Annotated in this window: 19 protein-coding genes and 4 pseudogenes; 18 read left to right on the forward strand and 5 right to left on the reverse strand. The window is 70.5% G+C overall.

Annotated elements, in window-relative coordinates:
- Positions 1-190 precede the first annotated feature (190 nt).
- The 4 genes and pseudogenes from ACZ3TS_RS14380 (at position 191) to ACZ3TS_RS14395 (ending at position 4,025) form a co-directional block, all read left to right on the forward strand.
- Complete coding sequence (locus ACZ3TS_RS14380; protein WP_467617728.1) at positions 191-1,279, forward strand: S-(hydroxymethyl)mycothiol dehydrogenase; 1,089 nt, start codon at positions 191-193, stop codon at positions 1,277-1,279.
- Positions 1,279-1,908, forward strand: a complete 630-nt coding sequence (locus tag ACZ3TS_RS14385) for an MBL fold metallo-hydrolase (protein ID WP_467617397.1) — start codon at positions 1,279-1,281, stop codon at positions 1,906-1,908. Before ACZ3TS_RS14380 ends, ACZ3TS_RS14385 begins: the two co-directional genes overlap by 1 nt.
- A gap of 77 nt (positions 1,909-1,985) precedes the next feature.
- Positions 1,986-2,899: pseudogene (locus tag ACZ3TS_RS14390) on the forward strand (SDR family oxidoreductase).
- 157 nt (positions 2,900-3,056) lie between these two features.
- Positions 3,057-4,025: an aldo/keto reductase gene (locus tag ACZ3TS_RS14395; protein WP_467617400.1), complete on the forward strand. Its 969-nt coding sequence runs from the start codon at positions 3,057-3,059 to the stop codon at positions 4,023-4,025.
- 73 nt (positions 4,026-4,098) lie between these two features.
- Here ACZ3TS_RS14395 and ACZ3TS_RS14400 read toward each other — a convergent pair whose 3' ends face one another.
- Positions 4,099-4,650: an RNA polymerase sigma factor gene (locus tag ACZ3TS_RS14400; RefSeq protein WP_467617402.1), complete on the reverse strand. Its 552-nt coding sequence runs from the start codon at positions 4,648-4,650 to the stop codon at positions 4,099-4,101.
- Positions 4,651-4,696: 46 nt separating this feature from the next.
- Between ACZ3TS_RS14400 and ACZ3TS_RS14405 the strand changes: the two genes are divergently transcribed.
- The 3 genes and pseudogenes from ACZ3TS_RS14405 to ACZ3TS_RS14415 all read left to right on the forward strand — a co-directional run.
- The gene (locus ACZ3TS_RS14405; protein WP_467617405.1) at positions 4,697-6,079 is read left to right on the forward strand and encodes a serine/threonine-protein kinase; all 1,383 of its coding nucleotides are present in this window, start codon (positions 4,697-4,699) and stop codon (positions 6,077-6,079) included.
- A 150-nt stretch (positions 6,080-6,229) separates the two neighbouring features.
- Positions 6,230-6,958 (forward strand): DUF4232 domain-containing protein, encoded by a 729-nt coding sequence (locus ACZ3TS_RS14410; protein ID WP_467617407.1) that lies wholly within the window; start codon positions 6,230-6,232, stop codon positions 6,956-6,958.
- Positions 6,959-7,078: 120 nt separating this feature from the next.
- Positions 7,079-7,391: pseudogene (locus ACZ3TS_RS14415) on the forward strand (SDR family oxidoreductase); the annotation flags it as partial.
- A 33-nt stretch (positions 7,392-7,424) separates the two neighbouring features.
- Here the strand turns inward: ACZ3TS_RS14415 and ACZ3TS_RS14420 are convergent.
- Entirely contained in the window at positions 7,425-9,440 is a 2,016-nt protein-coding gene (locus ACZ3TS_RS14420; protein ID WP_467617410.1) for an ArnT family glycosyltransferase, read from the reverse strand.
- Between the two features lie 326 nt (positions 9,441-9,766).
- Positions 9,767-10,441: a maltokinase N-terminal cap-like domain-containing protein gene (locus ACZ3TS_RS14425; RefSeq protein ID WP_467617413.1), complete on the reverse strand. Its 675-nt coding sequence runs from the start codon at positions 10,439-10,441 to the stop codon at positions 9,767-9,769.
- 168 nt (positions 10,442-10,609) lie between these two features.
- On the opposite strand from ACZ3TS_RS14425, the gene ACZ3TS_RS14430 reads away from it, so the two are divergent.
- The 7 genes from ACZ3TS_RS14430 to ACZ3TS_RS14460 all read left to right on the forward strand — a co-directional run bounded on the left by ACZ3TS_RS14430 (position 10,610) and on the right by ACZ3TS_RS14460 (position 21,666).
- On the forward strand, positions 10,610-12,277 hold the full coding sequence (locus ACZ3TS_RS14430) for an NAD-dependent malic enzyme (protein WP_467617731.1): 1,668 nt from the start codon (positions 10,610-10,612) through the stop codon (positions 12,275-12,277).
- Between the two features lie 281 nt (positions 12,278-12,558).
- Positions 12,559-15,453, forward strand: coding sequence for a bifunctional glycosyltransferase/CDP-glycerol:glycerophosphate glycerophosphotransferase (locus ACZ3TS_RS14435; RefSeq protein ID WP_467617415.1), 2,895 nt, complete (start codon positions 12,559-12,561; stop codon positions 15,451-15,453).
- Positions 15,450-16,583 carry a glycosyltransferase family 4 protein gene (locus ACZ3TS_RS14440; protein ID WP_467617418.1) on the forward strand — a complete coding sequence of 378 codons (1,134 nt, stop codon included), beginning with the start codon at positions 15,450-15,452 and terminating at the stop codon, positions 16,581-16,583. Before ACZ3TS_RS14435 ends, ACZ3TS_RS14440 begins: the two co-directional genes overlap by 4 nt.
- Before the next feature lie 491 nt (positions 16,584-17,074).
- On the forward strand, positions 17,075-18,391 hold the full coding sequence (locus tag ACZ3TS_RS14445) for an ABC transporter substrate-binding protein (protein ID WP_467617420.1): 1,317 nt from the start codon (positions 17,075-17,077) through the stop codon (positions 18,389-18,391).
- A 14-nt stretch (positions 18,392-18,405) separates the two neighbouring features.
- The gene (locus ACZ3TS_RS14450; RefSeq protein ID WP_467617423.1) at positions 18,406-19,404 is read left to right on the forward strand and encodes a carbohydrate ABC transporter permease; all 999 of its coding nucleotides are present in this window, start codon (positions 18,406-18,408) and stop codon (positions 19,402-19,404) included.
- Between the two features lie 28 nt (positions 19,405-19,432).
- Positions 19,433-20,272, forward strand: a complete 840-nt coding sequence (locus tag ACZ3TS_RS14455) for a carbohydrate ABC transporter permease (protein ID WP_467617734.1) — start codon at positions 19,433-19,435, stop codon at positions 20,270-20,272.
- Positions 20,273-20,301: 29 nt separating this feature from the next.
- Complete coding sequence (locus ACZ3TS_RS14460; RefSeq protein WP_467617425.1) at positions 20,302-21,666, forward strand: GH1 family beta-glucosidase; 1,365 nt, start codon at positions 20,302-20,304, stop codon at positions 21,664-21,666.
- A gap of 73 nt (positions 21,667-21,739) precedes the next feature.
- Here ACZ3TS_RS14460 and ACZ3TS_RS14465 read toward each other — a convergent pair whose 3' ends face one another.
- Positions 21,740-21,985 (reverse strand): hypothetical protein, encoded by a 246-nt coding sequence (locus ACZ3TS_RS14465; RefSeq protein ID WP_467617427.1) that lies wholly within the window; start codon positions 21,983-21,985, stop codon positions 21,740-21,742.
- A 189-nt stretch (positions 21,986-22,174) separates the two neighbouring features.
- Between ACZ3TS_RS14465 and ACZ3TS_RS14470 the strand changes: the two genes are divergently transcribed.
- Both ACZ3TS_RS14470 and ACZ3TS_RS14475 read left to right on the forward strand, forming a co-directional pair.
- Positions 22,175-22,852, forward strand: a complete 678-nt coding sequence (locus ACZ3TS_RS14470; RefSeq protein ID WP_467617430.1) for a response regulator transcription factor — start codon at positions 22,175-22,177, stop codon at positions 22,850-22,852.
- A 4-nt stretch (positions 22,853-22,856) separates the two neighbouring features.
- Complete coding sequence (locus ACZ3TS_RS14475; protein ID WP_467617432.1) at positions 22,857-24,233, forward strand: HAMP domain-containing sensor histidine kinase; 1,377 nt, start codon at positions 22,857-22,859, stop codon at positions 24,231-24,233.
- Between the two features lie 56 nt (positions 24,234-24,289).
- Here the strand turns inward: ACZ3TS_RS14475 and ACZ3TS_RS14480 are convergent.
- A pseudogene (locus tag ACZ3TS_RS14480) lies at positions 24,290-24,811 on the reverse strand (helix-turn-helix domain-containing protein); the annotation flags it as partial.
- Between the two features lie 139 nt (positions 24,812-24,950).
- Here ACZ3TS_RS14480 and ACZ3TS_RS14485 point away from each other — a divergent pair.
- Both ACZ3TS_RS14485 and ACZ3TS_RS14490 read left to right on the forward strand, forming a co-directional pair.
- Entirely contained in the window at positions 24,951-25,214 is a 264-nt protein-coding gene (locus tag ACZ3TS_RS14485; protein ID WP_467617736.1) for a UBP-type zinc finger domain-containing protein, read from the forward strand.
- Positions 25,214-25,406: pseudogene (locus tag ACZ3TS_RS14490) on the forward strand (hypothetical protein); the annotation flags it as partial. The gene ACZ3TS_RS14485 and the pseudogene ACZ3TS_RS14490, both read left to right, overlap by 1 nt.
- Positions 25,407-25,634 lie beyond the last annotated feature (228 nt).

Raw genomic sequence — 25,634 nt, forward strand, 5'->3', positions numbered from 1 at the left:
CTACGTCGGCCGGGTCGTACGGAAGTCACCCGCATGCACGTGTGCGCGGCCCCGCCCGCAGTCGATCTCACTTCCGCCGCGCGGAATACGTGCAGAGGACGTGCCCACCGCGCAAGGATCATGGGTGCGGGCCGCCGTGGCCCGCACCGGGCGCGAGGCGTCCGCACCACCGACGGAAGGCAACAGCACCATGGCGCAGGAAGTACGCGGCGTGATCGCCCCTGGCAAGGACGAGCCGGTGCGGGTCGAGACGATCGTCGTACCGGATCCGGGTCCGGGTGAGGCGGTGGTGCGCGTCCAGGCATGCGGCGTGTGCCACACCGACCTGCACTACAAGCAGGGCGGCATCAGCGACGACTTCCCGTTCCTGCTCGGCCACGAGGCCGCCGGGATCGTCGAGTCGGTCGGCGAGGGGGTGATGGACGTCGCCCCCGGCGACTTCGTGATCCTCAACTGGCGGGCGGTGTGCGGCCGGTGCCGCGCCTGTCTGCGCGGGCGTCCCTGGTACTGCTTCGACACGCACAACGCCGAGCAGAAGATGACCCTCGCGGCCACCGGCCAGGAGCTCTCCCCGGCTCTCGGTATCGGCGCCTTCGCGGAGAAGACGCTGGTGGCGGCCGGGCAGTGCACCAAGGTCGACCCGTCCGTCTCCCCGGCCGTGGCAGGTCTCCTCGGCTGCGGGGTGATGGCGGGCATCGGTGCCGCCATCAACACCGGGAACGTCGGCCGGGGCGACTCGGTCGCGGTCATCGGCTGCGGCGGCGTCGGCGACGCGGCGGTCGCCGGATCGTATCTGGCGGGCGCGTCCAAGATCATCGCCGTGGACATCGACGACCGCAAGCTCAACACCGCCCGGGAACTGGGCGCGACCCACACCGTCAACTCCCGGGAGACCGACCCCGTCGAGGCGATCCGCGAGCTGACCGGCGGCTTCGGAGCCGACGTCGTCATCGAGGCGGTGGGCCGCCCTGAGACGTACCGTCAGGCCTTCTACGCCCGCGACCTGGCCGGCACCGTCGTGCTCGTCGGCGTCCCCACTCCCGAGATGAAGCTGGAACTTCCGCTCCTTGACGTCTTCGGGCGCGGCGGTGCCCTGAAGTCCTCCTGGTACGGCGACTGTCTGCCCAACCGTGACTTCCCCATGCTCATCGACCTGCATCTGCAGGGGCGCCTGCCGCTGGAGAAGTTCGTGACCGAGACCATCGCACTCGACGAGGTCGAGAAGGCCTTCGAGCGGATGCACCACGGCGACGTGCTGCGCTCGGTGGTGGTGCTGTGATGACCGCGCGCATCGACCATCTGGTCACCTCCGGCACCTTCTCCCTGGACGGCGGCACCTGGGACGTCGACAACAACGTGTGGATCGTCGGCGACGACCACGAGGCCATCGTCATCGACGCCGCCCACGACGCCGACGCCATCGCCGCGGCCGTCGGCGACCGTCGGCTGCGCGCCATCGTGTGCACGCACGCCCACAACGACCACATCGACGCCGCCCCCGCGCTCGCCGAGCGGACCGGCGCGACGATCTGGCTCCACCCCGACGACCTGCCGCTGTGGAAGCTGACCCATCCCGACCGCCTGCCCGACCACTGGCTGGCCGACGACCAGATCATCGAGACGGCCGGAACCGATCTGACCGTCCTGCACACCCCGGGCCACGCACCGGGCGCGGTCTGCCTCTACGACCCGGGCCTCGGCACGGTCTTCACCGGCGACACCCTCTTCAAGGGTGGGCCGGGCGCCACCGGACGCTCGTACTCCCACTTCCCGACGATCATCGAGTCGATCCGTGACCGGCTGCTCACCCTCCCGCCGGAGACGGTGGTGCGCACGGGTCACGGCGAGACGACGACCATCGGAGCGGAGGCACTCCACCTGCAGGAGTGGGTCGCGCGCGGCCACTGACCCGAAAAGGCGACAGAAGATGTCCGGCTTCCGCGAGAACCTCGACGCGGACGGTTCCATGAGCGCGGAGGTCGGACATGTCGAAGTCACTCGAACGCAAGGTCGCACTGGTCGCAGGGGCGACGCGCGGCGCGGGACGGGGGATCGCCGTGGAACTGGGCGCGGCCGGAGCGACGGTCTACGCGACCGGGCGCAGCACGCGTGAGCGGCGCTCCGAGTACGACCGGCGGAGACCATCGAGGACACCGCCGACCTGGTGACCATGGCGGGTGGGCACGGTATCGCCGTGCCCGCCGACCATCTCGTCCCCGCCGAGGTGCGCGCCCTCGTGGACCGCATCGAGGACGTGCAGGGGCGTCCGGACATCCTCGTCGACGACATCTGGGGCGGCGAGAAGCTCTTCGAGTGGGACAGCCCGGTGTAGGAGCACGACCTCGACAAGGCGCTGCGTCTGCTGCGGCTCGCCGTCGACACGCACGCGATCACCAACCATCACGCACTGCCCCTGTTGTTGCGCCGGCCGGGCGGACTGGTCGTCGAGATGACCGACGGGACGGCCGAGTACAACCGCGACACCTACCGGGTCTCGTTCTTCTACGACCTCGCCAAGGCGTCCGTGCTGCGGATGGCGTTCGCTCTCGGCCACGAGCTCGCCCCGCGCGGCGCCACCGCCCTCGCCCTCACCCCCGGCTGGCTGCGCTCGGAGCTGATGCTCGACGGGTTCGGGGTGACGGAGGAGAACTGGCGCGACGCCCTGGAGCGCGTCCCGCACTTCTGCATCTCCGAAAGCCCGTTCTACGTGGGCCGCGGTGTCGCGTCGCTGGCCGCCGATGCCGAGGTCTCCCGCTGGAACGGGATGTCCCTCTCCAGTGGGCAGCTTGCCCAGGTGTACGGCTTCACGGATCGTGAGGGTAGTCGCCCTGACGCGTGGCGCTATCTCGTGGAGGTTCAGGACGCGGGCAGCGCGGCGGATGCGACGGGGTACCGCTGACCGGAAGCCGTCGACCCTTTGGTGTGGGGGCTTCGTGGCACCTAGGGTGGGCAGAGATCACGTCGTCGGGGGCGACGGCGCCACCGCAGGGACGCGTCTGGCCGTGCTTGTGCGGCCCGCGGCGCCTTGCCCCGCCCCGAGTGAAAGCAGGAGTCGTATGGAGTACGTGAAGCTCGGTTCGACGGGTCTCGACGTGTCGCGGATCTGCCTGGGCTGTATGAGTTTCGGCATCCCCGACCGCGGCCCGCACACCTGGAGCCTCGACGAGGAGGCGTCCCGCCCCCTGATCCGGCGGGCACTCGACGCCGGCATCACCTTCTTCGACACCGCGAACGTCTACTCGGACGGCACGAGCGAGGAGATCGTCGGCCGGGCGCTCACCGACTATGCCCGGCGCGACGAGATCGTGCTGGCGACGAAGGTGCACGGCCGGATGCGCCCCGGACCCAACGGCGGTGGGCTGTCCCGCAAGGCGATCATGACGGAGATCGACCACAGCCTGCGCCGTCTCGGCACCGACTACGTGGACCTCTACCAGATCCACCGCTGGGACCCGCACACGCCGATCGAGGAGACGATGGAGGCCCTGCACGACGTGGTCAAGGCGGGCAAGGCCCGCTACATCGGTGCGAGTTCGATGTACGCCTGGCAGTTCTCCAAGGCCCAGTACACGGCCCGGCAAAGCGGCTGGACGCGGTTCGTGTCGATGCAGAACCACTACAACCTCCTCTACCGCGAGGAGGAACGCGAGATGCTGCCGCTCTGCGCGGACCAGGGCGTCGGCGCCCTGCCCTGGAGCCCGCTGGCCCGCGGGCGCCTCACCCGGGACTGGGACGAGGCGACCGAGCGCAGCCGTACCGACGAGTTCGGCAAGGGGCTCTACCAGGAGGGAGACCGGGCCGTCGTCGACGCGGTGGCCGCGGTCGCCGCCCAGCGAGGAGTCCCGCGCGCCCAGGTCGCCCTCGCCTGGCTGCTGCGGCAGACCACCGTGGCCGCGCCCATCGTCGGCGTCACCAAGCCGCACCACATCGACGACGCGGTCGCGGCCCTCGATGTCGAACTCACCGACAAGGAGGTCCAGGCGCTGGAGGAGCCGTACCGGCCGCATCCCATCAGCGGCCACTGAGGTTGTGCGGGGACACGCCGGGGGCGGTGCGCGATGCCCGTGCCGCCCCCCGCGTGGCTGATCCCCGGCGTTCTCACACGGAGCCGGTCAGCCAGGGCCTGACCTGCTTGCGGGCCTCGTGCAGCCGGGACTTCAGCGTGCCCAGCGGGACGCCGACGCGCTCGGCGACCTCCGCGTACTCCAGCTGGCAGATGTCCCGGTAGACCAGCGGTGCCACCAGGTGGGGGTGTTCGCGCTCCAGCCGCTCGAGGGCCTCCAGCAGGTCGACTCGGGACCCGGCGATCACGCTGGTGGTCCGTGGATCCACGTGCTGGGCCGCGTCGATGGTCGCAGGCTGCTCGGCGGCCCGCCGCTTCAGCTCCCGGTACTTCTGCCGGGCGCAGTTGGCGACCACCGTGTACAGCCAGGTGCTGAAGCGGCTGCGGCCCTGAAACGTGGTGATCTTCCGTGCGACCTGCAGCAGCACGTCCTGGGCCCCCTCCTCGGCGTCCTCCCGGCACGGCAGGAACCGTCCGCAGCGCCGTACGACCTCCGGCTGGATGTGCTGGAGCAGCGCGTCCAGAGCTGCTCCCTCACCCGTGGCCGCGCGCCGAGCGAGCTCCTCGGTGTCCGCGGCATCCCCCACTGGGAGCTCCCCTCGAAGTCGATATCGGACCAGGCATGATAGTCGCATGCACTCCCTGGAGCGGATCGACCGCTACCGCCTCGAACGACGCTTGGGCGGCGGCGCGTTCGGCGTCGTCTGGCTCGCCCACGACGACGTCCTGGAGGCGCCCGTCGCGGTGAAGGTGCTCGCCGAGAACTGGGCCGACCGGCTGGACATCCGGGAGCGCTTCCTGTCCGAGGCACGCCTGCTGCGCCGGGCCGACTCGAAACGTGTCGTGCAGGTCTACGACATCGGTGAGCTCCCCGACGGCAGGCCCTACTTCGTCATGGAGTACGCGGACGGCGGCACCCTCACCGACCGGATCGCCGGCAGTCCGCTCCCCGTGGGCGAGGCCCTGCGGCTGACCGCCCTGGCCGCCCGCGCGGCGGCCGCGCTGCACGACGCCGGGATCGTGCACCGGGACATCAAGCCGTCCAACGTCCTCCTGCGGACGGCGCCCGACGGCTCCACCCGGCTGCTGCTCGCGGACCTCGGCCTGGCCAAGAGCCTCGCGCAGGCCTCCGGACTGACCATGGCGGCGGGCTCCGCCGGGTACGCACCGCCCGAACAGAGCGAACCCGGCTCGGGCATCGACGCCCGCGCCGACGTCTACAGCCTCGGCGCCCTCGGCTATCACCTCGTCACCGGCACGGTCCCCGACCCGCCCGGCAAGGTGCAGCGCCCCGACCGGCTCCGCCCCGACCTGCCTCCCGGGGTCCAGCGAGCGCTCATGCAGGCCCTGGAACCCGACCGCGACCGGCGTTGGGCGACCGCGGAAGCCTTCGCGGACGAACTCGACCGGCTCGCGGGAACGTCCTCCGCGCCGACCCCCGAGCGGCCGCGCCGCCAACGGGGCACCGCGGTCCTCGTCCTGGCCGCCCTGGCCGCCGCCGGCGCCGCCGCGGTCACCACCACCCTGCTGCTTCGGCATCCCCCCGTCACGGACGTGAAGGTCCAGGACTCCACCGGCCGCATCCACGCGGCCGTGCCCGCGGCCTGGGGTCGTCAGCTGCGCGACGCCGGCTGGAACCCGAAGACCGTGGGCCTGCCGAGCGGGCAGGAGCCCGCACTCGCCGTCGCCGACGACCTCGGGCGCTGGCCGGACCTCGGCACCGACGTCAACGGCGCGTTCATCGGTCTGAGCGAGCACGGGGACCTCGCGGCCGAGGTGCGCGCCCTCGACCACACCGGCTGTCACTACCAGGGCAGCCGCGACTACCGCGGCACCGCCTGGCAGGGGCGCATACGCACCTGGAACGCCTGCGACGGAGGCAAGGGCTCCGTCACGGAGGCCGCCCTCGGCCCTGCCGACGGCGCCGACCAGCCGCGGGTGTACGTACAGCTGCGCCAGGACGGCGGCAGCGACGAGACCGACCGGATCCTGGACTCGGTGCGGGTCAGCGGCTGACAGCCGCCAGGACACGGCTGCCGCGACTCCACTGCACAGGAGTCGCACGCGAACTTTTCCGCGCGGGAGCGCATCGGACAGGAAGGACGGGGCACACGGCTCCGTCCACACGCGCCCGGCGCGGGCGGTGAGTTTCAAGGAGCAACGGACATGGTGACCTACCGGCGCGGCACAGCGGGCCCGGACCTCGACGGCACGGCCCCCTTCCTGACGGCACGACGCGTGGTGTCCGCGCTGGGCGCGGTCGCCGCGCTGAGTCTGCTCACCGCCTGTGGCAACGACCACACCGGCGGCAGCGCTCCACAGAAGCTGCCCGGGACGGCCCAGCCCGCCTCCGGCGACCACTCGACCGCCGACGGCACCGGGACGAGCACGGGCAGCGGCACCTCCGCCGCCTCCACGGGGCCGGGCGGCGCCGGCACGGCGTCCTCCGCGACGACCACCGGGAGCGGAACCACGAGCACCCGCTGCCACACGTCCGAACTGCGCGCGTCCGTAGGCGCCAACAACCCGGGGGCCGGGCAGGAGAACTTCCCCCTCGTCCTGACCAACCGCTCCGGGCGTACCTGCACGATCAACGGCTTCCCGGGTGCCGCCTTCGTGGACGCCTCCGGCAAGCAACTGGGAGCGGACCCCAAACGCACCTCGGACAGCCCCACGAAGATCACGCTCGCGCCCGGCAGGAGCGCCTGGGCCGGTCTGACCTTCTCCAACCCCGAGGTCAGCGGAGCCGACAAGGCCACGCCCGCGGCGATCCTCATCACCCCGCCGGACGAGAAGGCGTCCCTGAAGGTGACATGGCCGGGCGGTGCGGTGCCCGTCTCGGGCAACTCCTCCTCCGCGTTCCTGACGGTCTTCAGGGCGGGCACCGGCGCCTGACCCGGCCTGCCCCACACCCCGCTGTCCGCTCGCCGGCAGCGGAGTTCGTCATGGAACGGCTGCGGTTGTCACAGGACGGCCACACGTCCTGGATGCCGCGACCTTTGCGCCGCGCCCACTCACGCCTACAGCGCCGCGAAGGTGGGCCTGATGTCGCTGACCGCACTCTCGCCGGGCACGCGGCCCCGCGCGGAGTCCGTGTCAACCTCGTGGCGCCGGCACGGTGCGCACCACCGCGTGGGAGGGTCGGGAGGCGGACCTCGCCGCGGCGAGCGAGCTCTACCCGCTGGGCCGGGTCGGCGGCCCGGAGGACATCGCGGCGGCCGTCGCGTTCGTCGCCTCCCGGGATGCCGCGTGGATCACGGGCACCACGCTGAGCGTCGACGGCGGCCTGCTCGCCGTGAACACAGGGTTCCGGCAGGCGATGGGGCGGCGCGGCGACCGTCCCGAGACACCGTGGGGGACGTCAGCGGGCCGATTCCGGGTCGCACCGGTAGAGCAGGGTCACGTCGGCGCCGGTGCCGCCGTACGCCGCCGGAGACACGACCGTGCAGTGCGTGCTGACCCAGCGCGTGATCACGGCGGTGCTGGTGGACGGTGCGGTCTCTCCGTTCCGTCCGGTCCCTTCGTTCTGTCCGATCCGGCCGCGCGGGGCGGTGTCCTCGTGCTGCCCGGCCTCCGACTGCCGCCGGGTGGCGTGGTCGAGAGCGACGTAGTGCAGTTCGCCGGAGCCGACCAGTCGGCGGAACCGGGCAGGAGTGGGGTCCGGGACATGTCCGGTGTAGCCGCCCATGGGGAGCACGGACGCGTTGGCCTCGATGATGTAGGGCGCGGCATCCGACCATCTGGACATGGCCGCAAGGTACTTCGCCCCGTCCCGGTGCGCAGTGAGGTAGGCCAGGAGACGCTCGCGCGCGGGCGTGAGCAGGGATGGTCCGCCGTCGGCCGGGCGGACGACCGGACCCACCCTGCCCATGCCGCCGGGCTGGTTGTAGCGGGGGGACAGCGCCGAGGCCGACCACGTGGCGGGTATCAGGAGGACCGCGGCGAGTCCGGTTGCCAGACCTGCCACGAGGATCCGCGGACGGGCGGCCACGAGCCTGCGGCCGGCGCCGACGAGCGCCAGGGAGACGACGCAGAGAGCGACGGATGCCGGGGCGAGCCAGCCGAAGAAGTCCGGGTAGTACAGCGTCAGAGCCGCACACCACAGGACGTTCGCGGCGGTCACCGCCGGCAGTACCCAGGCACGGCGGCCGCCGGCCCGGCACGCCCCCCAGGCCCGTACGAGACCGTCACCGCTCAGCGCCGCCAGGGCCACGGCGACGACGCCCATGTAGTACGTGTGACCGGTGACGCTGCCGAAACTGAATGCGGCGAAGAAGGTGGCCAGCCACACGCCCCACATCAGATGGCCTGCCAGGGTCCGGTCGGTACGGGTGACGCGTCGGCGCCACGCGAGGGCGAGGCCCCATAGGAGGGCGCACGTGGCCAGGGGGTACAGCCACCCCGTCTGCGTGGCCAGTCCCGGACTGAACATCTTGAGCACGCTGTGTTCCAGTTGCGGCCCCGTACGGCTGGTTTGCCGCGTGGTGTGGCCCCTGCCGCCGCTGTCGTTCGTCCGGGCGGTGCCGCCCGTGCTGCCGCTGTCGCTGGTGCGGGCGGTGTGGCCGGTGCTGCCGCCCGACCGCGCGGCCTGGCCTGTGACGACGCTGCCCGTGTCGGCCGCGTTCACGCCGAGCGTGTTGAACCGGGTCAGAAAGTTGTAGCCGACGACCATGCTGTAGGCCGAGTCGTCCGTGGTGCCGTCCACGTAAGGACGGGACTGTGCGGGGACGACCGTCGCGACGGCCATCCAGGACGCCGACACCGCCACGGTGACCGCGCCGGCCACCGCGACATGACCGATCCTGCGGCGCACGGTCGTGGGGGCCGCCACCAGATAGGTGACGGCCAACGCCGGCAGTACCGCCCAGGCCTCCAGCATCTTGCACTGGAAAGCCACCCCGACCCAGACGCCGGCGAGCAGCAGCGTGCGCAACCGGGCCCGCTCGACGGCCCTTTGCGTGGCCTCGGCGGCCAGGAGCAGCAGCAGGACGAACGGCGCGTCCTCCACGACCGACCGGCCGAGCCCGACGGTCACGGGGGTGAGCGTCAGGAACGCCGCGGCCAGCAGGCCCGCCAGGACACCGGCCCAGCGGCGGACCAGCAGATGGAGGAGGAGTACGCAGGCCACGCCCTCGACCACCTGCGGCAGCACCAACGCCCATGGGTGAAAGCCGAAGACCATGGCCGACAGGGCCTGGGGCCACAGGAAGCCGGGCAGTTTGTCGAGGGTTATGGAGTTGGCCGGGTCGAACGAACCGAAGAAGAACGCGACCGGGTTGTCGGTCATGCTGCGCACGGCAGATGCGTAGAACGTGTGGTAGACGCTGTGGTCGATGCCCCACGCGTAGAGGACGGCCGCGAGTGCCGTGATGGACAACAGAACCGGGAGCTCGTACGACGGCCGTGGTGGCCGTGGCCCACGGGGAGGCCGCTCTCCGCCGTGGCCGCGGGCCGTGTCGGTAGCGGTCGACACGGCCGTCGTCGGCTCGGTGCCGGGCACCGCAGTCGGTTGGGAATGGGGGCTGAGCATGGGTGCGCCTTCCAGGACTCCCGCGGATTCTTTGCCGTCGCGTCGGTCCGGTCTCCGGGAACCGGAAGACCGGACCATCGACCACGAAGAGGGAGTCGTGTGCGCGCCCGTTGTCCGACTGGTGCAGGACCTTGGTAAGAACCTGCTCACTCAGGCCGTACGGGGTTCCCCGATCAGGAGCCGGTCTCGCGCAGGGCGGCGAACACGGCGCGGTGCTCGCTGCCGTCCGGGGAGCGCCAGCCCGCGGTGACATGGCCCGAGGCATCGGCCGGGGACGTACCGGCGGCTCGGAGGACGTGTGTCACCTCGATGGTCAGCCGTCGGACGGTCCCCGATCCGGCGGTGTCCATGGTGATGCGGGAGCCGTCGGGCCCGTGGGCCACCGTCGTCGAGGCCGCCCCGGCGGCCACGCCGGTACCGGTGAAGTGGACGACGACGGACGGGTCGGGGGTGTCGGTGAGGCTCTGCGCCTGTGGTTCGGCGCGGCCCTGGAGGAGTGCCAGCAAAGCGGTGACCAGGACCGGATCGTGCGTACCGTCGTAGATCCAGCGTCGCCCGAGTACGCCGTGCTCGGACGTGCCGATGAGCGCCTCCTCGGCTCCGTGGAGGGGCGCGCCGCGATAACTGAGCGGCACGTGGTAGCTGACCGGCCGGTCGCCGGACTCGTCGGTGGCCACCATGAACTCGATCCCGACCTCGCCCTCCGGGTCGTCCAGCCGGAAACCGCCGGTCTTGGACAACACCGGGGCGCCGCCGCCCGTGCCGGGATACCAGGGCTGGGTGGGAAGCCAGGAGGTGAGGTGCTCCAGCTTGGTGGGGGTCAACGTGGTCCTGTGGATGATCGCCATGCCCGGTGAACGAGCGTCGTCGGCGTCGGATTCCCATCGCGACCACATGGCCGGCACCGGCCCCGGTCCGGCGAAAAGGTGAAGGAATTCGTCTCGTCGGCCGTGCGGAAGGTACACGAGCGGGGCAGAGGGAAGAGAATGCTGAACCCCCTCTCACTGGACCGTACGATGACCCACCTCACCGGACAGACCACCGCCCGCGGCGCCGCGATCCTCGCCGACCCGCTTTTGAACAAAGGCACGGCTTTCACCCGGCAGGAACGCAAGGCGCTCGGTCTGGACGGGCTGCTGCCGCCCGCCGTCGAAAGCCTGGACGAGCAGGTCGCCCGCGCCCACCAGGCGTTCCTCGACTACGGCAAGCCACTCAACCGGCACATCTATCTGCGGCAGTTGCAGGACACCAACGAGGTGCTCTTCTACCGCCTGATCACCGGGCATCTGGAAGACCTTCTCCCCATCGTCTACACGCCGACCGTCGGCGAGGCGTGCCGCCGCTTCAGCGAGATCTACCGACGGCCCCGCGGCCTGTTCCTGGCCTGGGAGGACCGCGACCGGTTCCACGAGATCCTGCACAACCGCCCGTACAAGGGGGCCGTGGACGTCATCGTCGTCACTGACGGCCAGCGCATCCTCGGCCTCGGCGACCAGGGCGTCGGAGGGATGGGCATCCCGATCGGCAAGCTCAGTCTGTACACCGCCATCGGCGGGATCAACCCGGCCCGCACTCTGCCGATCCTGCTCGACGTGGGCACCGACAACGAGGAGTTGCTGTCCGACCCGCGGTACCTGGGCCGCCGGGAGCACCGGCTCACCGGCGCCGAGTACGACGAGATGATCGAGGCGTTCGTCTCGGCGGTCGAGGCGGAGCTGCCCGGCACACTGCTGCAGTGGGAGGACTTCGCGACCGTGCACGCGCGGCCGATCCTCACCCGCTACCGCGACCGGCTGCTCACCTTCAACGACGACATCCAGGGCACCGCGGCGGTTGTGGTGGGGGCGCTTTCCACGGCGTGTCAGGTATCCGGCACGCCGCTGACCGGACAGCGGCTGGTCGTGCTGGGGGCGGGCTCCGCCGCCGTGGGCGTCGCCGACATGATCCGCGCCGCCCTCATGGACGAAGGGCTCTCGGCCGAGGAGGCCACGGGCCGTTTCTGGTTCGTCGATGTCAACGGGCTCCTCGTCGCCTCGCGCACCGATCTGACCGACGAGCAGCGGGTGTACGCGCGCGCGGACGACGAGGTGGCCGACTGGGACGGCACCGGGCTCGCCGAGGTGGTGCGCCGGGTCGAGCCGACGGCGCTCATCGGCTTGTCGACGGCATACGGCGCGTTCAGTGAGGACATCGTGCGCCAGATGGCCTCGACCTGCGAGCGGCCCGTCATCTTTCCGCTGTCCAACCCCACCTCGCACTCCGAGGCCGCGCCGGCGGACCTTGCCCGCTGGACGGACGGGAGGGCGCTGATCGCCACCGGTTCGCCGTTCCCGCCGCTGGAGATCGACGGCCGGGAGATTCCGGTGGCGCAGGCCAACAACGTCTACATCTTCCCGGCCATCGGGCTCGCGGTGGTGGCGGGCGGGGCGACCCGGGTCACCGACCGGATGCTGGTGGCCGCCGCGCGTGCCGTCGCCCGGCGGGCCGCGGAGGAGGCCGCCGGGCTGCCCGGGCCTCCACCTCTGCTTCCGGCGGTCGGCGGTATGCGCGAGGCGGTACGGGAGATCGCGGTGGCCGCGGCGCTCGCCGCCGTCGAGGACGGTGTGGCCCCGAAGGCGACCGAAGGGGAACTGCGCCAGACGATCGCCAGGACGCAGTGGGCCCCTGAGTACCCGGCCTACTGATGCGCGGTTCGCCGTCGACCCCGCAGCCGGTCACGACGTGTCCGCGCCGAGGCCGCCCCCGCCGACTGCCCTCACGTAGCGTGGAAGGGCGGTGGGGCACCGCCCTCGCCGTGATGAGCCGGTGCAACCCTACAAGATGTAGGGTGGTTGTCCCGGTCCTGAGCCGGGCGCATTCCTTTCCGCGGATGTCGTTTCCGTGGACGTCCTCGCGGACGCCGCCGAGCCGCGGCGGTGACGGGTCCGCCGTCCGGCGAGCCGGAAATACGAGACGAGAGGTGGCCGTGTCGATCGATACCCCCGAGTCAGGCGGGGCGGAGCCGGACATCAGCGTCGTCGTCATCGTCTACAACGATGCCCGGCGGCTCCCCGCAGCCGTTCGCTCCGTGCTCGACCAGACGCTGCGCAACGTGGAAGTGGTCATCGCCGACGACTGCTCGACCGACGGCTCGTACGGCGTCGCGCAGCAGCTCGCCGCGGGCCACCCCGGCCGGGTGCGGGCGATCCGGCTGGACGAGAACAGTGGCGGCTGTGGAGAGCCCCGCAACCAGGGCATGGCGGTGGCCCACGGGCGCTATGTGATGTTCCTGGACAGCGACGACACCCTCGAGCCCAACGCCTGCCGCAACATGCTGGAAGCAGCCGACCGCACCGGCGCCGACCTGGTCTCGGGACTCTGCGTCCGGGTGCACACCGACAGCCGGCACGACAAGAGGATCCCCTGGTATCCCTGGCTGTACCGGTCCACGCGCACCGTCGAGTCCATCGCCGAGCTGCCGGACCTGTTCGTCTTCGACACCCTGTCGACCAACAAGTGCTACCGGCGGGAGTTCCTCGTCGAGAACGGGCTCACCTTCCCGCGGGGCATCCACTACGAGGACCTGCTGTTCTCGGCGCAGGCCTACCTGGCGGCGGGGCGGATCACCCTGATCCCCAACACGGTCTACTTCTGGCACGTGGCGGAGAAGACCACGACCAAGTCGATCAGCAACCGGCGCCACGAGATCAACAACTTCACCGACCGGCTGGAGATCCACCGCCGCATCGACGCCGTGCTGGACCGGCGCGGCCTCGACGAGCTCGCGCTGCACAAGGACATCAAGTTCCTCAAGCACGACCTGGTCCTCTACCTGCGTGACCTGCCGTTCCTCGACGACGAGTACCGGCACCGCTTCGCGGAGCTGGCCTGCGGCTACATCCAGGACTTCCCGGAGGAGGCGTACGCCCAACTGGACCGCGTTCACGCCATCTGCGCCTACCTGCTGATGCGGGAGGACTGGGACAACCTGATGCCCGCCGTCGACACGCTGATCAACCGGGACAAGATCTCCGCACCGCTCGTCGAGCGCGACGGCCGTATCTACTGGTGCGACCAGTACCTGGACGATCCGAAGGCGCGCGATGTCATGGATGTCACGGGTCTCGGCTACCGCGGCAGACCACTGGAGAGGATGTTCCTGCGCAACCTGCTCACCGGGTACGCCGTGCGCGGTGACCTTGTGGTGCTCGAAGGCGCGGTGGTCAATCCGCTGCAGAGCGTCGCCGCGGACGCCCAGCTCTCCGCCGAGTTGGAGTTCCGTGCCCGCCGCCGCAGTCTGCAGACCTTCCGGTTCCCGGTGCGGACGGTGCTGCACGAGGGCGACACCCTCACCTGGCAGGCCGCCGTCCCGCTCTCCGCCTGCTTCCGTCCGCTCGGCGTCGTCGACGAGGTGTGGGACGTCCGGCTGCATCTGACGGCGGACGGGAAGCGGACCACCAGCCGGCTCACGGCCGGCCGCGTCGACCTGGAGAACTCCGCGTCCGTGCCCGTACAACCCCGGCTCAGCCGGCTCGTGGCCGACCGGCTCGAACCCCAGGTGTCTGCCAAGGGGCATCTGGCCTTCCGGCTCAGCCAGCAGGGCACGGCGGCCCGCCGCGGGCGCGCTGTCGTGGACCGCAATCTGCACGGCTCCGCGGCCAGGACCATCAAGGGCGCCTACCGTACGCTCCGGACCGTCAAGAGGGACCTGTCCTCCGGCCCGCGCAAGGTCCAGGGCTACCACCGCCTGCTGCGGCTGCTCCCGGTCCGCAAGGGCACCGTCGTCTTCGAGAGCCACCTCGGCAAGCAGTACAGCGACAGCCCACGGGCCATCTACGAGGAACTGCGCCGCCGCCGGGCGCCCGTGACCGCGATCTGGTCCTACGCGGGCGACAGGCCCGAGGGCTTCCCGGACGACGCCGAACTCGTCCGCCGGTGGTCCTGGCGCTACCTGAAGGCGCTGGCCCAGGCCGAGTTCTGGATCGACAACCAGGGCTTCCCGCTGAGGCTGGCCAAACGACCGGAGACCACCTATATCCAGACGTGGCACGGGTCGGCCCTGAAGAGAATGGGCTTCGACGAGCCCACCTACCGGGTGATGCCGGAGCAGGAACAGCGCTCCTACCAGGAGGCGCTGGACCGCTTCGACCACTTCGTGGTCCGCAGCGAACACGACGTCCGCACCCTGGTCCGGGCCTACCGCCTCCCCGAGGAGAAGCTGCTGCGCACGGGCTACCCCCGCAACGACGCCCTGGTCCGGGCGGCCCGTGATCCTCAGGCGCCCGACCCGGCCCTGCGCCGGCTCGCCGAACGCCTCGGCATCCGCCCGGATCGCCGCGTGGTGCTGTACGCGCCGACGTTCCGCGCCCGCGCCGACGGCGCCGTACGGGCCTTCGAGTTCCCCTTCGACGTGGAACGCTTCGTCGACCGCTTCGGGGACCAGTACACCCTCCTGGTCCGCTCCCACTACCTGAACCGGGTCACCCTCCCGCCGTCGATGGCGGGCCGGGTGATCGACGTGACGGGCGAACCGGACATCACTCCCCTCCTGTTGCTTTCCGACGCTGTGATCACCGACTACTCGTCCGTGATGTTCGACTTTGCGCTGCTGCGCCGGCCGATGGTGTTCTACGCGTACGACTGGGAGGAGTACTCCCAGGACATGCGCGGCACGTACTTCGACCTCCTCGAAGAGGCACCGGGACCGGTGGCGCACACCGAGGACGAGCTCTTCGCGGCGGTGTCCGAGCTGCCGGCCATGGGCACCCAGTACGAGGCACAGCTCAAGGAGTTCGTGGACAAGTATGGCGAGTACGACCGCGGGGACGCGGCGGCTCGCATCGTGGACCGTTTCTTCGGCCCTGCGGGAGAGACCCGATGACGCAGCGTGAGATCTTCTTCGTCGCCAACGAGGTCAACGAGCTGGGAGGCGTGGGCCGCTGGCAGACCCAGATGGCCCGGCTGTTCGCGGAGCGCGGCCACCGGGTCCGGGTCATCGGCATCTCCCCGCCCGAGGTACCGATGGACCTGGGCGAGGATCCGCCGTTCGAGACGCTGACCCTGTACGACCGGCGCCCTGCGGGCCGCCGCAGGCCGCGCATCCTGTTCGGCCGGTTCGATCCCGCCGTCCGGCGGCACAGCGCGGACATGCGCGCCGCCGCGGACCGCCTCAGCCGGGCGTTCCGGGCCGCACGGCCCGGCGCCGTGATCATCGTCACCCAGGTCTGGGCGATGGAGTGGGTGGCGCTCGCGGACACCGCGGGGCACCCGGTCATCGGTATGAGCCACGAGTCCTTCGACGCCTCCCGCCGGTCCTCGCGCTTCGAGCGCGTGAAGACGTACTTCAAGGACGTGGACCGGCTACTGGTCCTCACCCAGGAGGACGCCGACCTCTGGGTGGGGGAGGGCGTCAACCACGTCGGTTTCATGCCGAACCCGCTGCCGGTGCTGCCCGACGGTCCCTCGCCGCGCACGGAGAAGGTGGTGGCCAGTATCGGACGGCTCAGCCATGCGAAGGGTGTCGACCTGCTGCTGGACGTCTGGGCCGAGGCGGCGCCGCGGCAGCCCGGCTGGATCCTGCGCATCTACGGTGCCGGCGACCACGAGGCCGCGCTCCGGGAGCAGTGCACGGAACTCGGTCTGGACGACTCGGTGGAATGGGCTGGGCAGACCGACGACGTGACCGCAGCGCTGGGGCGGTCGTCCGTGTTCGTACAGTCCTCCCGCGGCGAGGGCTTCCCGCTGGTCCTCCTCGAGGCGATGGCCTGCGGCGTGCCGTGTGCCGCGTTCGACTGTTCCCCCGGTGTGCGCGAAATCGTCAGGAACGGCGAGGACGGGCTGCTGGCCCGGCACGGCAACACCTCCGAACTCGCCCGTCACCTCGTGCGGTTGATGGCCGACGAGAACCTCCGCGACACGATGGGGGAGAGGGCGCGGCAGAACGTCCGGCGCTTCGCCCCCGACGTGATCACGAGCCGCTGGGAGGAGCTCTTCGACTTCCTAGAGCGCTGACGGAGGCGCCCCGGTGTGAGCCGGGGCGCACGGCTTGCTGCGGCACTGGGTGGTTCAGGAAGTGAACGATGCGGGAGGCGAGAGCGCTCCCTCGTCGGTGGATGCTTCCTCCGCTTGAACGAGGCGTCGAACAGTGTGACCGAAGTTCAGTCGGAGACGGCCGGCCTGTCGTCAACTCGCGCGCTGATTCAGGGACATGCCGGAGACGGTGCGGCGCATGGTTCGCCGGCCCGTCGAGACCCAACCGTTGCAGTATGCCCAGGCCGCCCTCCGCCGCAGGTCACGTACCCTACGGGGGCCGTGCGGCGCCGCCCGGACGGCCTTCGTCGCGACCGCTCGGCAATTAAGCCCTGTCGGATCCCTTGACGAGCGTTTCCCACGGGGTTTAACTCACGTCCTAAATTAAGCCGTGAGGGTTTCGGGAGTCGAACGAGGTGTCGTCCGGAACCTTCCTCGGCCTTCTCGACTCCCGGAAAGGGACACCAGGAGCCATGCGCAGCATCCGAGCCGCGGCCGTAGGCGCCGTCACCATGTCTCTCGCCCTTGCCGCCTCGGCCTGCGGAGGCGGTTCGTCGACGGGTGGCGGGTCGAACGACTCGCCGAAGACGCTCACCTACTGGGCCTCCAACCAGGGCGCCAGCATCGAGATCGACAAGAAGGTCCTCCAGCCCGAGCTCGACAAGTTCGAGAAGCAGACCGGGATCAAGGTGAAGCTGGAGGTCGTCCCCTGGTCGGATCTGCTGAACCGGATCCTCACCGCGACCACCTCCGGCCAGGGCCCCGACGTGCTGAACATCGGCAACACCTGGAGCGCCTCCCTGCAGGCGACCGGGGCGCTGCTGCCGTGGGACGCCAAGAACCTCGACAAGATCGGCGGCAAGGACCGCTTCGTCGACTCGGCGCTCGGTTCCACGGGCGCCCAGGGCAAGGACCCGGCCGCCGTACCCCTGTACTCGATGGCGTACGCGCTTTACTACAACAAGAAGATCTTCGCCGACGCCGGCATCTCCAAGCCCCCGGCCACCTGGGACGAGCTGGTCGCGGACGGCAAGAAGATCCAGCAGAAGGGCAAGCAGGTCCTCGGCGCCGAGGGCTCCAACGTCTCCGAGAACATCCACCACGTCTTCGTCTTCGCCAAGCAGCACGGCGCCGACTTCTTCACCGCCGACGGCAAGCCCGACTTCACCAGCGACGGGGTGGTGGCCGCGGTCAAGCAGTACGTCGACCTGATGGCCAAGGACAAGGTCATCCCGCAGGGCAACGCCGAGTACGCGCAGAACCAGTCGGTCAGCGACTTCGCCAAGGGCAGGACCGCGATACTGCTGTGGCAGTCCGCCTCCGCAAACCTCAAGTCGCAGGGCATGAGCGAGGACCAGTACGGCATCGCCCCGGTGCCCGTGCAGTCCGGCACGCCGGGGACCGGCACGAACGTCAACTCGATGGTGGCGGGCATCAACCTGGCCGTCTTCAAGAACAGCCACAACCTCGACGGCGCCACGCGGTTCGTGAAGTTCATGACCAGCGACGCGGAGCAGAAGATCCTCAACACGGCCTACAGCTCCATCCCGCCGGTCAAGGCCGCGCAGTCGGACGCCGCGTTCAACAGCCCGGCGAACGCGGTGCTGAAGAACACCCTCGCGACCAGCGCCGCCCCGCTGCCGCAGGTCGCCGACGAGTCTCAGTTCGAGACGGCGGTCGGCACGGCCGTCAAGGAGCTGTTCGCCGACGCCGCGGCCGGACGTGCGGTGACCACGGACTCGGTGAAGGCGAGGCTCCAGAAGGCCCAGCAGCAGATGCCGACGAAGTGAGCACGGACACCGTCATGACCACCACGACCGCCTCCGCCGAACCCGGCGAGCGGACGGTACGCAAGAGCTCCCCCGGGGCGGCGCGCGGCTCGCGCCGCCCCGGGCGGATTCGCCGTATCGGACTGCCCTACCTGCTGCTCCTGCCCGCCCTGCTCCTCGAACTCCTGGTGCATCTGGTGCCGATGGTGATCGGCATCGTGATGAGCTTCAAGGAGCTCACGCAGTTCTACATCCGCGACTGGGGCACCGCGCCCTGGTCCGGCCTGGACAACTACAAGGTCTCGTTGGACTTCAACGCCCCCGTGGGCGACGCACTGCTCCACTCGTTCCTCGTCACCGTCGGCTTCACCCTGCTGTCGGTCGGTCTGTGCTGGCTGATCGGCACGGTGGCCGCCGTCTACATGCAGGACACCTTCCGCGGCCGCGGACTGCTTCGCGCCCTGTTCCTGGTGCCGTACGCGCTGCCCGTCTACGCGGCCGTCATCACCTGGGTGTTCATGTTCCAGCACGACAACGGCCTGGTGAACCACGTCCTGCACGACCAGTTGCACCTCACCGACAAGCCGTCCTTCTGGCTCATCGGCGACAACAGCTTCGTCGCCCTGCTCGTCGTGTCCGTGTGGAAGGGGTGGCCGTTCGCGTTCCTGATCGTCATGGCCGGTCTGCAGAACATCCCCAGGGAGCTGTACGAGGCGGCCGCCCTCGACGGCGCCGGTATGTGGCAGCAGATCCGCCGCATCACGCTGCCGTCGTTGCGCCCGGTCAACCAGGTGCTGATCCTCGTGCTGTTCCTGTGGACGTTCAACGACTTCAACACACCGTACGTCCTGTTCGGCAAGGCCGCCCCGGAGGCCGCGGATCTCATCTCGGTCCACATCTACCAAGCCTCGTTCGTCACCTGGAACTTCGGCGCCGGCTCCGCCATGTCCGTCCTGCTGCTTCTCTTCCTGCTCGTCGTGACGGGCGTCTACCTGCTGCTGACCTCCCGAGGAAGGAAGACGGCCGATGTCTAGCACCTCGCAGCTGCCGTCCCGTTCGCCGATGGCCCCGCCGCGGTCCTTCCTGTGGTCCCGGCGGATCTTCCTCACGCTGCTCACCGGGTTCGTCCTGGTGCCGGTCTACGTCATGGTCTCCAGCTCGCTGAAGCCGCTCGCGGACGTCTCGGGGAAGTTCCGCTGGCTGCCGAGCGGTCTGACGATCCGCCCCTACATCGACATCTGGTCGACGGTCCCGCTGGCGAAGTACTTCATGAACTCGCTCATCGTTGCGGGCTCGGCGACCGTCTGCTCGGTGGTGATCGCGGTGTTCTCCGCTTATGCCGTCAGCCGCTACAACTTCCGCGGCAAGCGCGTGTTCACGGTCACCGTGCTGTCCACCCAGATGTTCCCCGGCATCCTCTTCCTGCTCCCGCTCTTCCTGCTCTACGTCAACATCGGCAACGCCACCGGCATCGCCCTGTTCGGCTCGCGCGGCGGGCTGATCCTGACCTACCTCACCTTCTCGCTGCCGTTCTCCATCTGGATGCTCATCGGGTATCTGGACTCGGTTCCACGTGACCTGGACGAGGCGGCGCTGGTGGACGGCTGCGGACCGCTCGGTGCGCTGTTCCGGATCGTCGTGCCGGCCGCGATCCCCGGCATCGTCGCGGTCGCCGTCTACGCCTTCATGACCGCCTGGGGCGAGGTGCTCTTCGCGTCCGTGATGACCAACGACGCCACCCGCACGCTCGCCGTCGGACTCCAGGGCTACTCCACGCTGAACGACGTCTACTGGAACCAGATCATGGCCGCCTCGCTCGTCGTCAGCGTGCCTGTGGTCGCGGGCTTCCTGCTGCTGCAGCGCTATCTCGTCACCGGGCTCACCGCCGGAGCCGTGAAGTGACCAACACGCCTATTCCTGAGAGGACTTCTGTGTCCGAACGCATCGACCTCGCCGCGCTTCCGCATGACTTCCTGTGGGGCACGGCCACATCGGCGTACCAGATCGAGGGGGCCGTCGCCGAGGACGGCCGCTCGCCGTCGATCTGGGACACCTTCTCGCACACCCCGGGAAAGATCGCGGGCGACGACAACGGCGACGTGGCCTGCGACCACTACCACCGCTGGCGCGAGGACATCGGGTTGATGAAGCAGCTCGGCACCAATGCCTACCGGCTGTCCATCGCCTGGCCCCGGGTGATTCCGGGCGGCGACGGTCCGGTGAACGCCAAGGGCCTCGCCTTCTACGACGAGCTGGTGGACGCCCTCCTGGAGGCGGGCATCACCCCCTCCGTCACCCTCTACCACTGGGACCTGCCGCAGGTGCTCCAGGACCGCGGCGGCTGGCCCGAGCGAGCGACTGCCGAGCACTTCGCCGCGTACGCGTCGGTCGTCGCCGGACGACTGGGCGACCGCGTCACCCACTGGGCCACCCTCAACGAGCCGCTGTGCTCGGCGTGGATCGGCCACCTCGAAGGCACCATGGCCCCCGGCCTCAGGGACCTGACCGCCGCAATCCGTGCCTCCTACCATCTGCTCCTCGGTCACGGCCTCGCGGCCCAGGCGATCCGCGCTGCCGCCCCGGACGCCGAGATCGGCATCGTCAACAACCTCTCGACCGTGCACGCCGCCACCGACCGGCCCGAGGACGAGGCCGCGGCCCGCCGCATGGACGGTCACGTCAACCGCTGGTGGCTGGACCCGGTCCACGGCCGTGGCTTCCCGGCGGACATGCGTGAGGTCTACGGTGTCGAACTCCCGGAGCGCCCGGGCGACTTGGAGACGATGGCCGCGCCCCTGGACTGGCTGGGCCTGAACTACTACTTCCCGGCCACCGTCGCAGACGACCCGGCCGGCCCCGCCCCCCGCGTCCGCTCGGTCCGCCGCCACGGGGTACCGCGCACCGGCATGGACTGGGAGATCGACGCCGGCGGCATCGAGACACTGCTGCTGCGCCTCACCGACGAGTACGGAGCCCGCAGGCTGTACGTCACCGAGAACGGCTCCTCCTTCCCCGACGTCGTACGCCCCGACGGTACCGTCGACGACCCGGAACGCCAGAACTACCTGGTCGAGCACCTCGCCGCCTGCGCGTCGGCGGCCCGCAAGGGCGCCCCGCTGGCCGGCTATTTCGCCTGGTCGCTGCTCGACAACTTCGAATGGGCGTACGGCTACGACAAGCGCTTCGGCCTCGTCCACGTCGACTACCGCACCCAGGTCCGCACGATCAAGGGCACCGGACACCGGTACGCGGACATCGTGCGTGCTCACCGGCGCCGGGCGAGCAAGGCCGCCTGAGCCGTGATCCGACGCCGAGTGCCGGTTCGGCCCTGAGGGACGAACCGGCACTCCGCGGTGGGCTCAGGTGCTGTCAGTACCACCCGTAGTCGTCGTCATCGTCGTCGCCATGGCCGTGGCCGTGACCGTAGGAGCCGTAGCCACCCCAGTCGCCCCAGTCATCGTCGTCGTCATGGCCCCAGTTGCCCTGCTGGTGGTGTGCCTGGACGGAGGGGGGCGCAGCCGCGGGGGTGCTCGCCATCGCGACTCCGCTGCCCGCCGCGCCGGCCAGCAGCATCGTGCCGGCAATCAGTGCGACCCTGCGTCGGACGATCGTCATCGTCTGTCTCCTTCGTCTGAAGGGCGCGGAAGCCCTGTTTCATCCGGTCGACCCCAGCCTGCGGCAAGGTCGCTGAGAGGAGGCTGAGAGAGACGGCGTCCGCGGCGGCCGCCCGGAACACGCCCGTCACCGACCGTGCTCAGCGCGCAGTCCCGGCCATGTCTCCGTACGGTGGAGACGAGGTCGACCATGCGCGTGCTGGTGATCGAGGACGAACGGGGGCTCGCCGAGGCGATCGCTCAAGGGCTCGCCGCGGAGGGCTTCGTCGGCGATGCCGTGTACAACGGCGACGACGGGCTCTGGCGGGGCGTCCACGAGCCGTACGACGCGATCGTGCTGGACCTCATGCTCCCCGGCATGTCCGGATACGAGGTCCTCAAACGACTGCGCGCCGCGCACGTGTGGACACCCGTGCTCATCCTCACCGCGAAGGACGGCGAGTACGACGAGGCGGATGCCCTCGACCTCGGCGCCGACGACTACCTCAGCAAGCCCTTCTCCTATGTGGTGCTCGTCGCCCATCTGCGGGCGCTGCTGCGCCGCGGCGCGCCTGCCCGGCCCGCAGTGCTCGCAGCCGGCGACCTCGCCCTGGACCCCGCACGCCGCCGCTGCCACCGGGCGGACCGGGAGATCACACTGACCGCCCGGGAGTTCACCCTTCTTGAATTCCTGCTCCGGCACCCCGACGAAGTGGTCAGCAAGACGGACATCCTCGACCACGTGTGGGACGAGAACTTCGACGGCGACACCAATATCGTCGAGGTCTACATCGGCTACCTGCGGCGCAAGATCGACGTTCCGTTCGACCGCCGCACGATCGAGACGGTCCGCGGGGCCGGCTACCGGCTGCACGGCACCGGGAGGTGACCCGGTGCGCATCCCCGTCCCCGCGTGCTGGGCCCGGCGCTCCCTGCGTCTGAGGCTGACCGCCGCGGCGGCCCTGATGATCGCGGCGGCGCTGGTCGGCGCGGCCTGTCTGCTGGTCGTGTGGCTGCGGATGAGCCTCATCACCGGGCTCGACCAGACCGCGCTGCAGCGGGCCCAGGTCATCGCGGCGAACGTCGACAGCGGGAGCCTCCCGCGCGTCCTTCCGGCCTCGGGGGACGGGGACACCGCCGTCCAGGTCGTGGGCACCGGAGGTGCCGTGCGGTCCAGTTCGGTGAATCTGGCGGGCGAGCACGCGCTGTTCTCCTTCGCCCCGGCCTCCTCCGGCACGCCCCGGGCCCACAGCGTGGACGACCTGCCGTTGGACCGCGCGGGCAGCTGGCGGGCGGTGGCCCTCGCCGCCGGAGGCGGTACCGACCCGGTGACGGTGTACGTCGCCGTGCCCACCACGGAGGTGGACCACAACCTGGCCCAGCTCACCGTGGGCCTCGCCATCGCCGTACCGCCGGCCGTCGCCCTGCTCACCGGCGTGGTGTGGCTGCTGACCGGGCGGGCGCTGCGTCCCGTGGAGGCCCTGCGCTCCCAGACCGCCGAGATCACCGCCTGCGACCTGGGCAGCCGGCTGGACGTCCCACCGGCCGACGACGCCTTGGGCCGGCTGGCGCGGACCCTCAACGACCTGCTCGCCCGGCTGGACGTCTCGACACAGCGGCAGCGGCAGTTCGTCGCGGACGCCGCGCACGAACTGCGCAGCCCGCTCAGCAGCCTGCACACCCAGCTGGAGGTGGCCGTCCGGCATCCCGGCGCGGCGGACTGGGGCGCCCGTGGGCCCGCCCTGATCGAGGAGAGCGAGCGGCTGTCCCGGCTCGTCGACGACCTCGTACGGATGGCGCGCCTGGACGCGCGGCCCCGGCTGCGTCAACGCTCCGTGGACCTGGACGAGATCGTCTTCCACGAGGTCCGCCACGCCCGCCGGCGCACCCCGCTCGTCATCGACCAGCACACCGTCAGCGCGGCCCGTGTGCACGGCGACGAGGACGCCCTGGCCCGGGTCGTGCGCAATCTGCTGGACAACGCCATCCGGTACGCCCACCAGCGGATCGAGGTGAGCCTGCGTGTGCGCGACGGCCACGCGGGCCTGGTCGTCGCCGACGACGGTCCCGGGATTCCGGTGGCCGACCGGAGCCGCGTCTTCGACCGCTTCACGCGCCTGGACGGGGCCCGTGCCCGGGACACCGGCGGAAGCGGGCTCGGGCTGGCGATCGTCCACGACCTCGTCGCCGCCCACCGTGGCCACATCCATATCGAGGACAACAACCCCGGAGCCCGCCTCGTGGTCTTCATCCCGGCCAAGGATCCGTGACCGGCGCCCGGCTCCCCGGGCCGGCCGATCATGACGTTCGACAGGCGCGTGGCCATATGCAGGTTGAGTCTGCTGTCCACGTTCGACAGGTCCCCGCCGGTGATCTCGCGGATGCGCTGGAGCCGGTAGCGCAATGTGCCTCGCCGGGGCGCGAAACGGATGCGACCACGAGGTGGCCCTGCAACCCGCGGAGACCGCGCAGGCCGAACGCCCAGCACCACCCCTGCCCCGGGAAGGGCACCTGACCGTCCCGCTCGGCCGGCTGCCGCACGGGCCGGTCGAGGTCGGCGCTGCCGCCGGGACAGTCGGCGGGGATGCGGACCAGGTCGTCCTGGCGCATGAGGTACCCGGCCTCGGCGCTGCACCGGCCGAACGCGCCGACGCGGCTCGGCCCAGGCGCAGGATGGCCGTCTCGTTCCCAGGGGTGAAAATGCACGCCGCCGATCACCCCGCCAGCGTGAGAAAGGACGCCGGACCAGGCCCTTCGCAGGGGCTTCCTGAGCGGGGTGCACCGGAGGTTGGGCCGGGACGACGAGGACACCAGGTCTGGATCGAACGAGTATTCGATTCGTAGGCATTCAGGTGTCGATGTCGGAGCGATCCGCGCCGAAGTCGCGAAGGCGAGGTGTACGTCATGAGACAACGATCATGATCAAGCTCGCCAAGGTCGACATCGACAAGAGCCTGCGGCCGGAGGCCCGGAAGAGGAGAATCCCGATGGCGACATGGAGCGATCCCCACCTCGCCCGGGTACATCCGGTGAGTCCGCGTTCGCGGGACGGATGTGAGGAGTGCCTGCGCCTCGGATCCTCCTGGATACACCTGCGGCTCTGCCTGACCTGCGGGCACGTCGGCTGCTGCGACTCCTCGCCGATGCGGCGCGCGCGCCATCATGCCGGGGACACCGGGCATCCCGTCGTGGCGCCCATGGAGCCGGGACAGAACTGGCGCTGGTGCTACGTCCACGAGGCGATGGTCTGATGTCCGGCGACGGCATCCGGGCAGCGGCGGACGGGAACCGTGAAGCCGTGACTGGTGGACGATCAGATCGCCTTCCTCGCCGAGCACGCCGAGCGGCCGGACTACGGGACGCCCGAGGAGCATGTGCTCACGGTGCACCGGCCGGGGCGGTTCCTGGGCGAACTTGGGCTGCTCCACGGGCAGGTGGCCTTCTGTCGGACAGCGTGCTCACGAGCACGGTGCCCCAGGCGGAGGTCACCGAGCCACGCAGGATCGAGGTCACCCCGCACAGCGACATGGGGCAGACCGGGCAGAGCCGCGGCTGAGCCCACGCCACCCGGAGCCACCGAAAGCAGGGATACGGTCAGCCCTCGGCCGGCGGCCGGGGGCTGACGGATCTCGCACGCCGGGCTCGTCGGGCCGTCCGTGTCGGAGTCCCGC

Source organism: Streptomyces sp. NPDC022910, from assembly GCF_055561075.1.

What these genes read in the sequence shown, in the direction of transcription:
- ACZ3TS_RS14465 (WP_467617427.1), bottom strand. Translation starts at nt 21,985, where the DNA reads ATGACGATCGTCCGACGCAGGGTCGCACTGATTGCCGGCACGATGCTG.
- ACZ3TS_RS14405 (WP_467617405.1), top strand. Translation starts at nt 4,697, where the DNA reads ATGCACTCCCTGGAGCGGATCGACCGCTACCGCCTCGAACGACGCTTG.
- ACZ3TS_RS14380 (WP_467617728.1), top strand. Translation starts at nt 191, where the DNA reads ATGGCGCAGGAAGTACGCGGCGTGATCGCCCCTGGCAAGGACGAGCCG.
- ACZ3TS_RS14440 (WP_467617418.1), top strand. Translation starts at nt 15,450, where the DNA reads ATGACGCAGCGTGAGATCTTCTTCGTCGCCAACGAGGTCAACGAGCTG.
- ACZ3TS_RS14470 (WP_467617430.1), top strand. Translation starts at nt 22,175, where the DNA reads ATGCGCGTGCTGGTGATCGAGGACGAACGGGGGCTCGCCGAGGCGATC.
- ACZ3TS_RS14485 (WP_467617736.1), top strand. Translation starts at nt 24,951, where the DNA reads ATGGCGACATGGAGCGATCCCCACCTCGCCCGGGTACATCCGGTGAGT.
- ACZ3TS_RS14450 (WP_467617423.1), top strand. Translation starts at nt 18,406, where the DNA reads ATGACCACCACGACCGCCTCCGCCGAACCCGGCGAGCGGACGGTACGC.
- ACZ3TS_RS14455 (WP_467617734.1), top strand. Translation starts at nt 19,433, where the DNA reads ATGGCCCCGCCGCGGTCCTTCCTGTGGTCCCGGCGGATCTTCCTCACG.
- ACZ3TS_RS14430 (WP_467617731.1), top strand. Translation starts at nt 10,610, where the DNA reads ATGACCCACCTCACCGGACAGACCACCGCCCGCGGCGCCGCGATCCTC.
- ACZ3TS_RS14425 (WP_467617413.1), bottom strand. Translation starts at nt 10,441, where the DNA reads ATGGCGATCATCCACAGGACCACGTTGACCCCCACCAAGCTGGAGCAC.
- ACZ3TS_RS14385 (WP_467617397.1), top strand. Translation starts at nt 1,279, where the DNA reads ATGACCGCGCGCATCGACCATCTGGTCACCTCCGGCACCTTCTCCCTG.
- ACZ3TS_RS14445 (WP_467617420.1), top strand. Translation starts at nt 17,075, where the DNA reads ATGCGCAGCATCCGAGCCGCGGCCGTAGGCGCCGTCACCATGTCTCTC.
- ACZ3TS_RS14395 (WP_467617400.1), top strand. Translation starts at nt 3,057, where the DNA reads ATGGAGTACGTGAAGCTCGGTTCGACGGGTCTCGACGTGTCGCGGATC.
- ACZ3TS_RS14410 (WP_467617407.1), top strand. Translation starts at nt 6,230, where the DNA reads ATGGTGACCTACCGGCGCGGCACAGCGGGCCCGGACCTCGACGGCACG.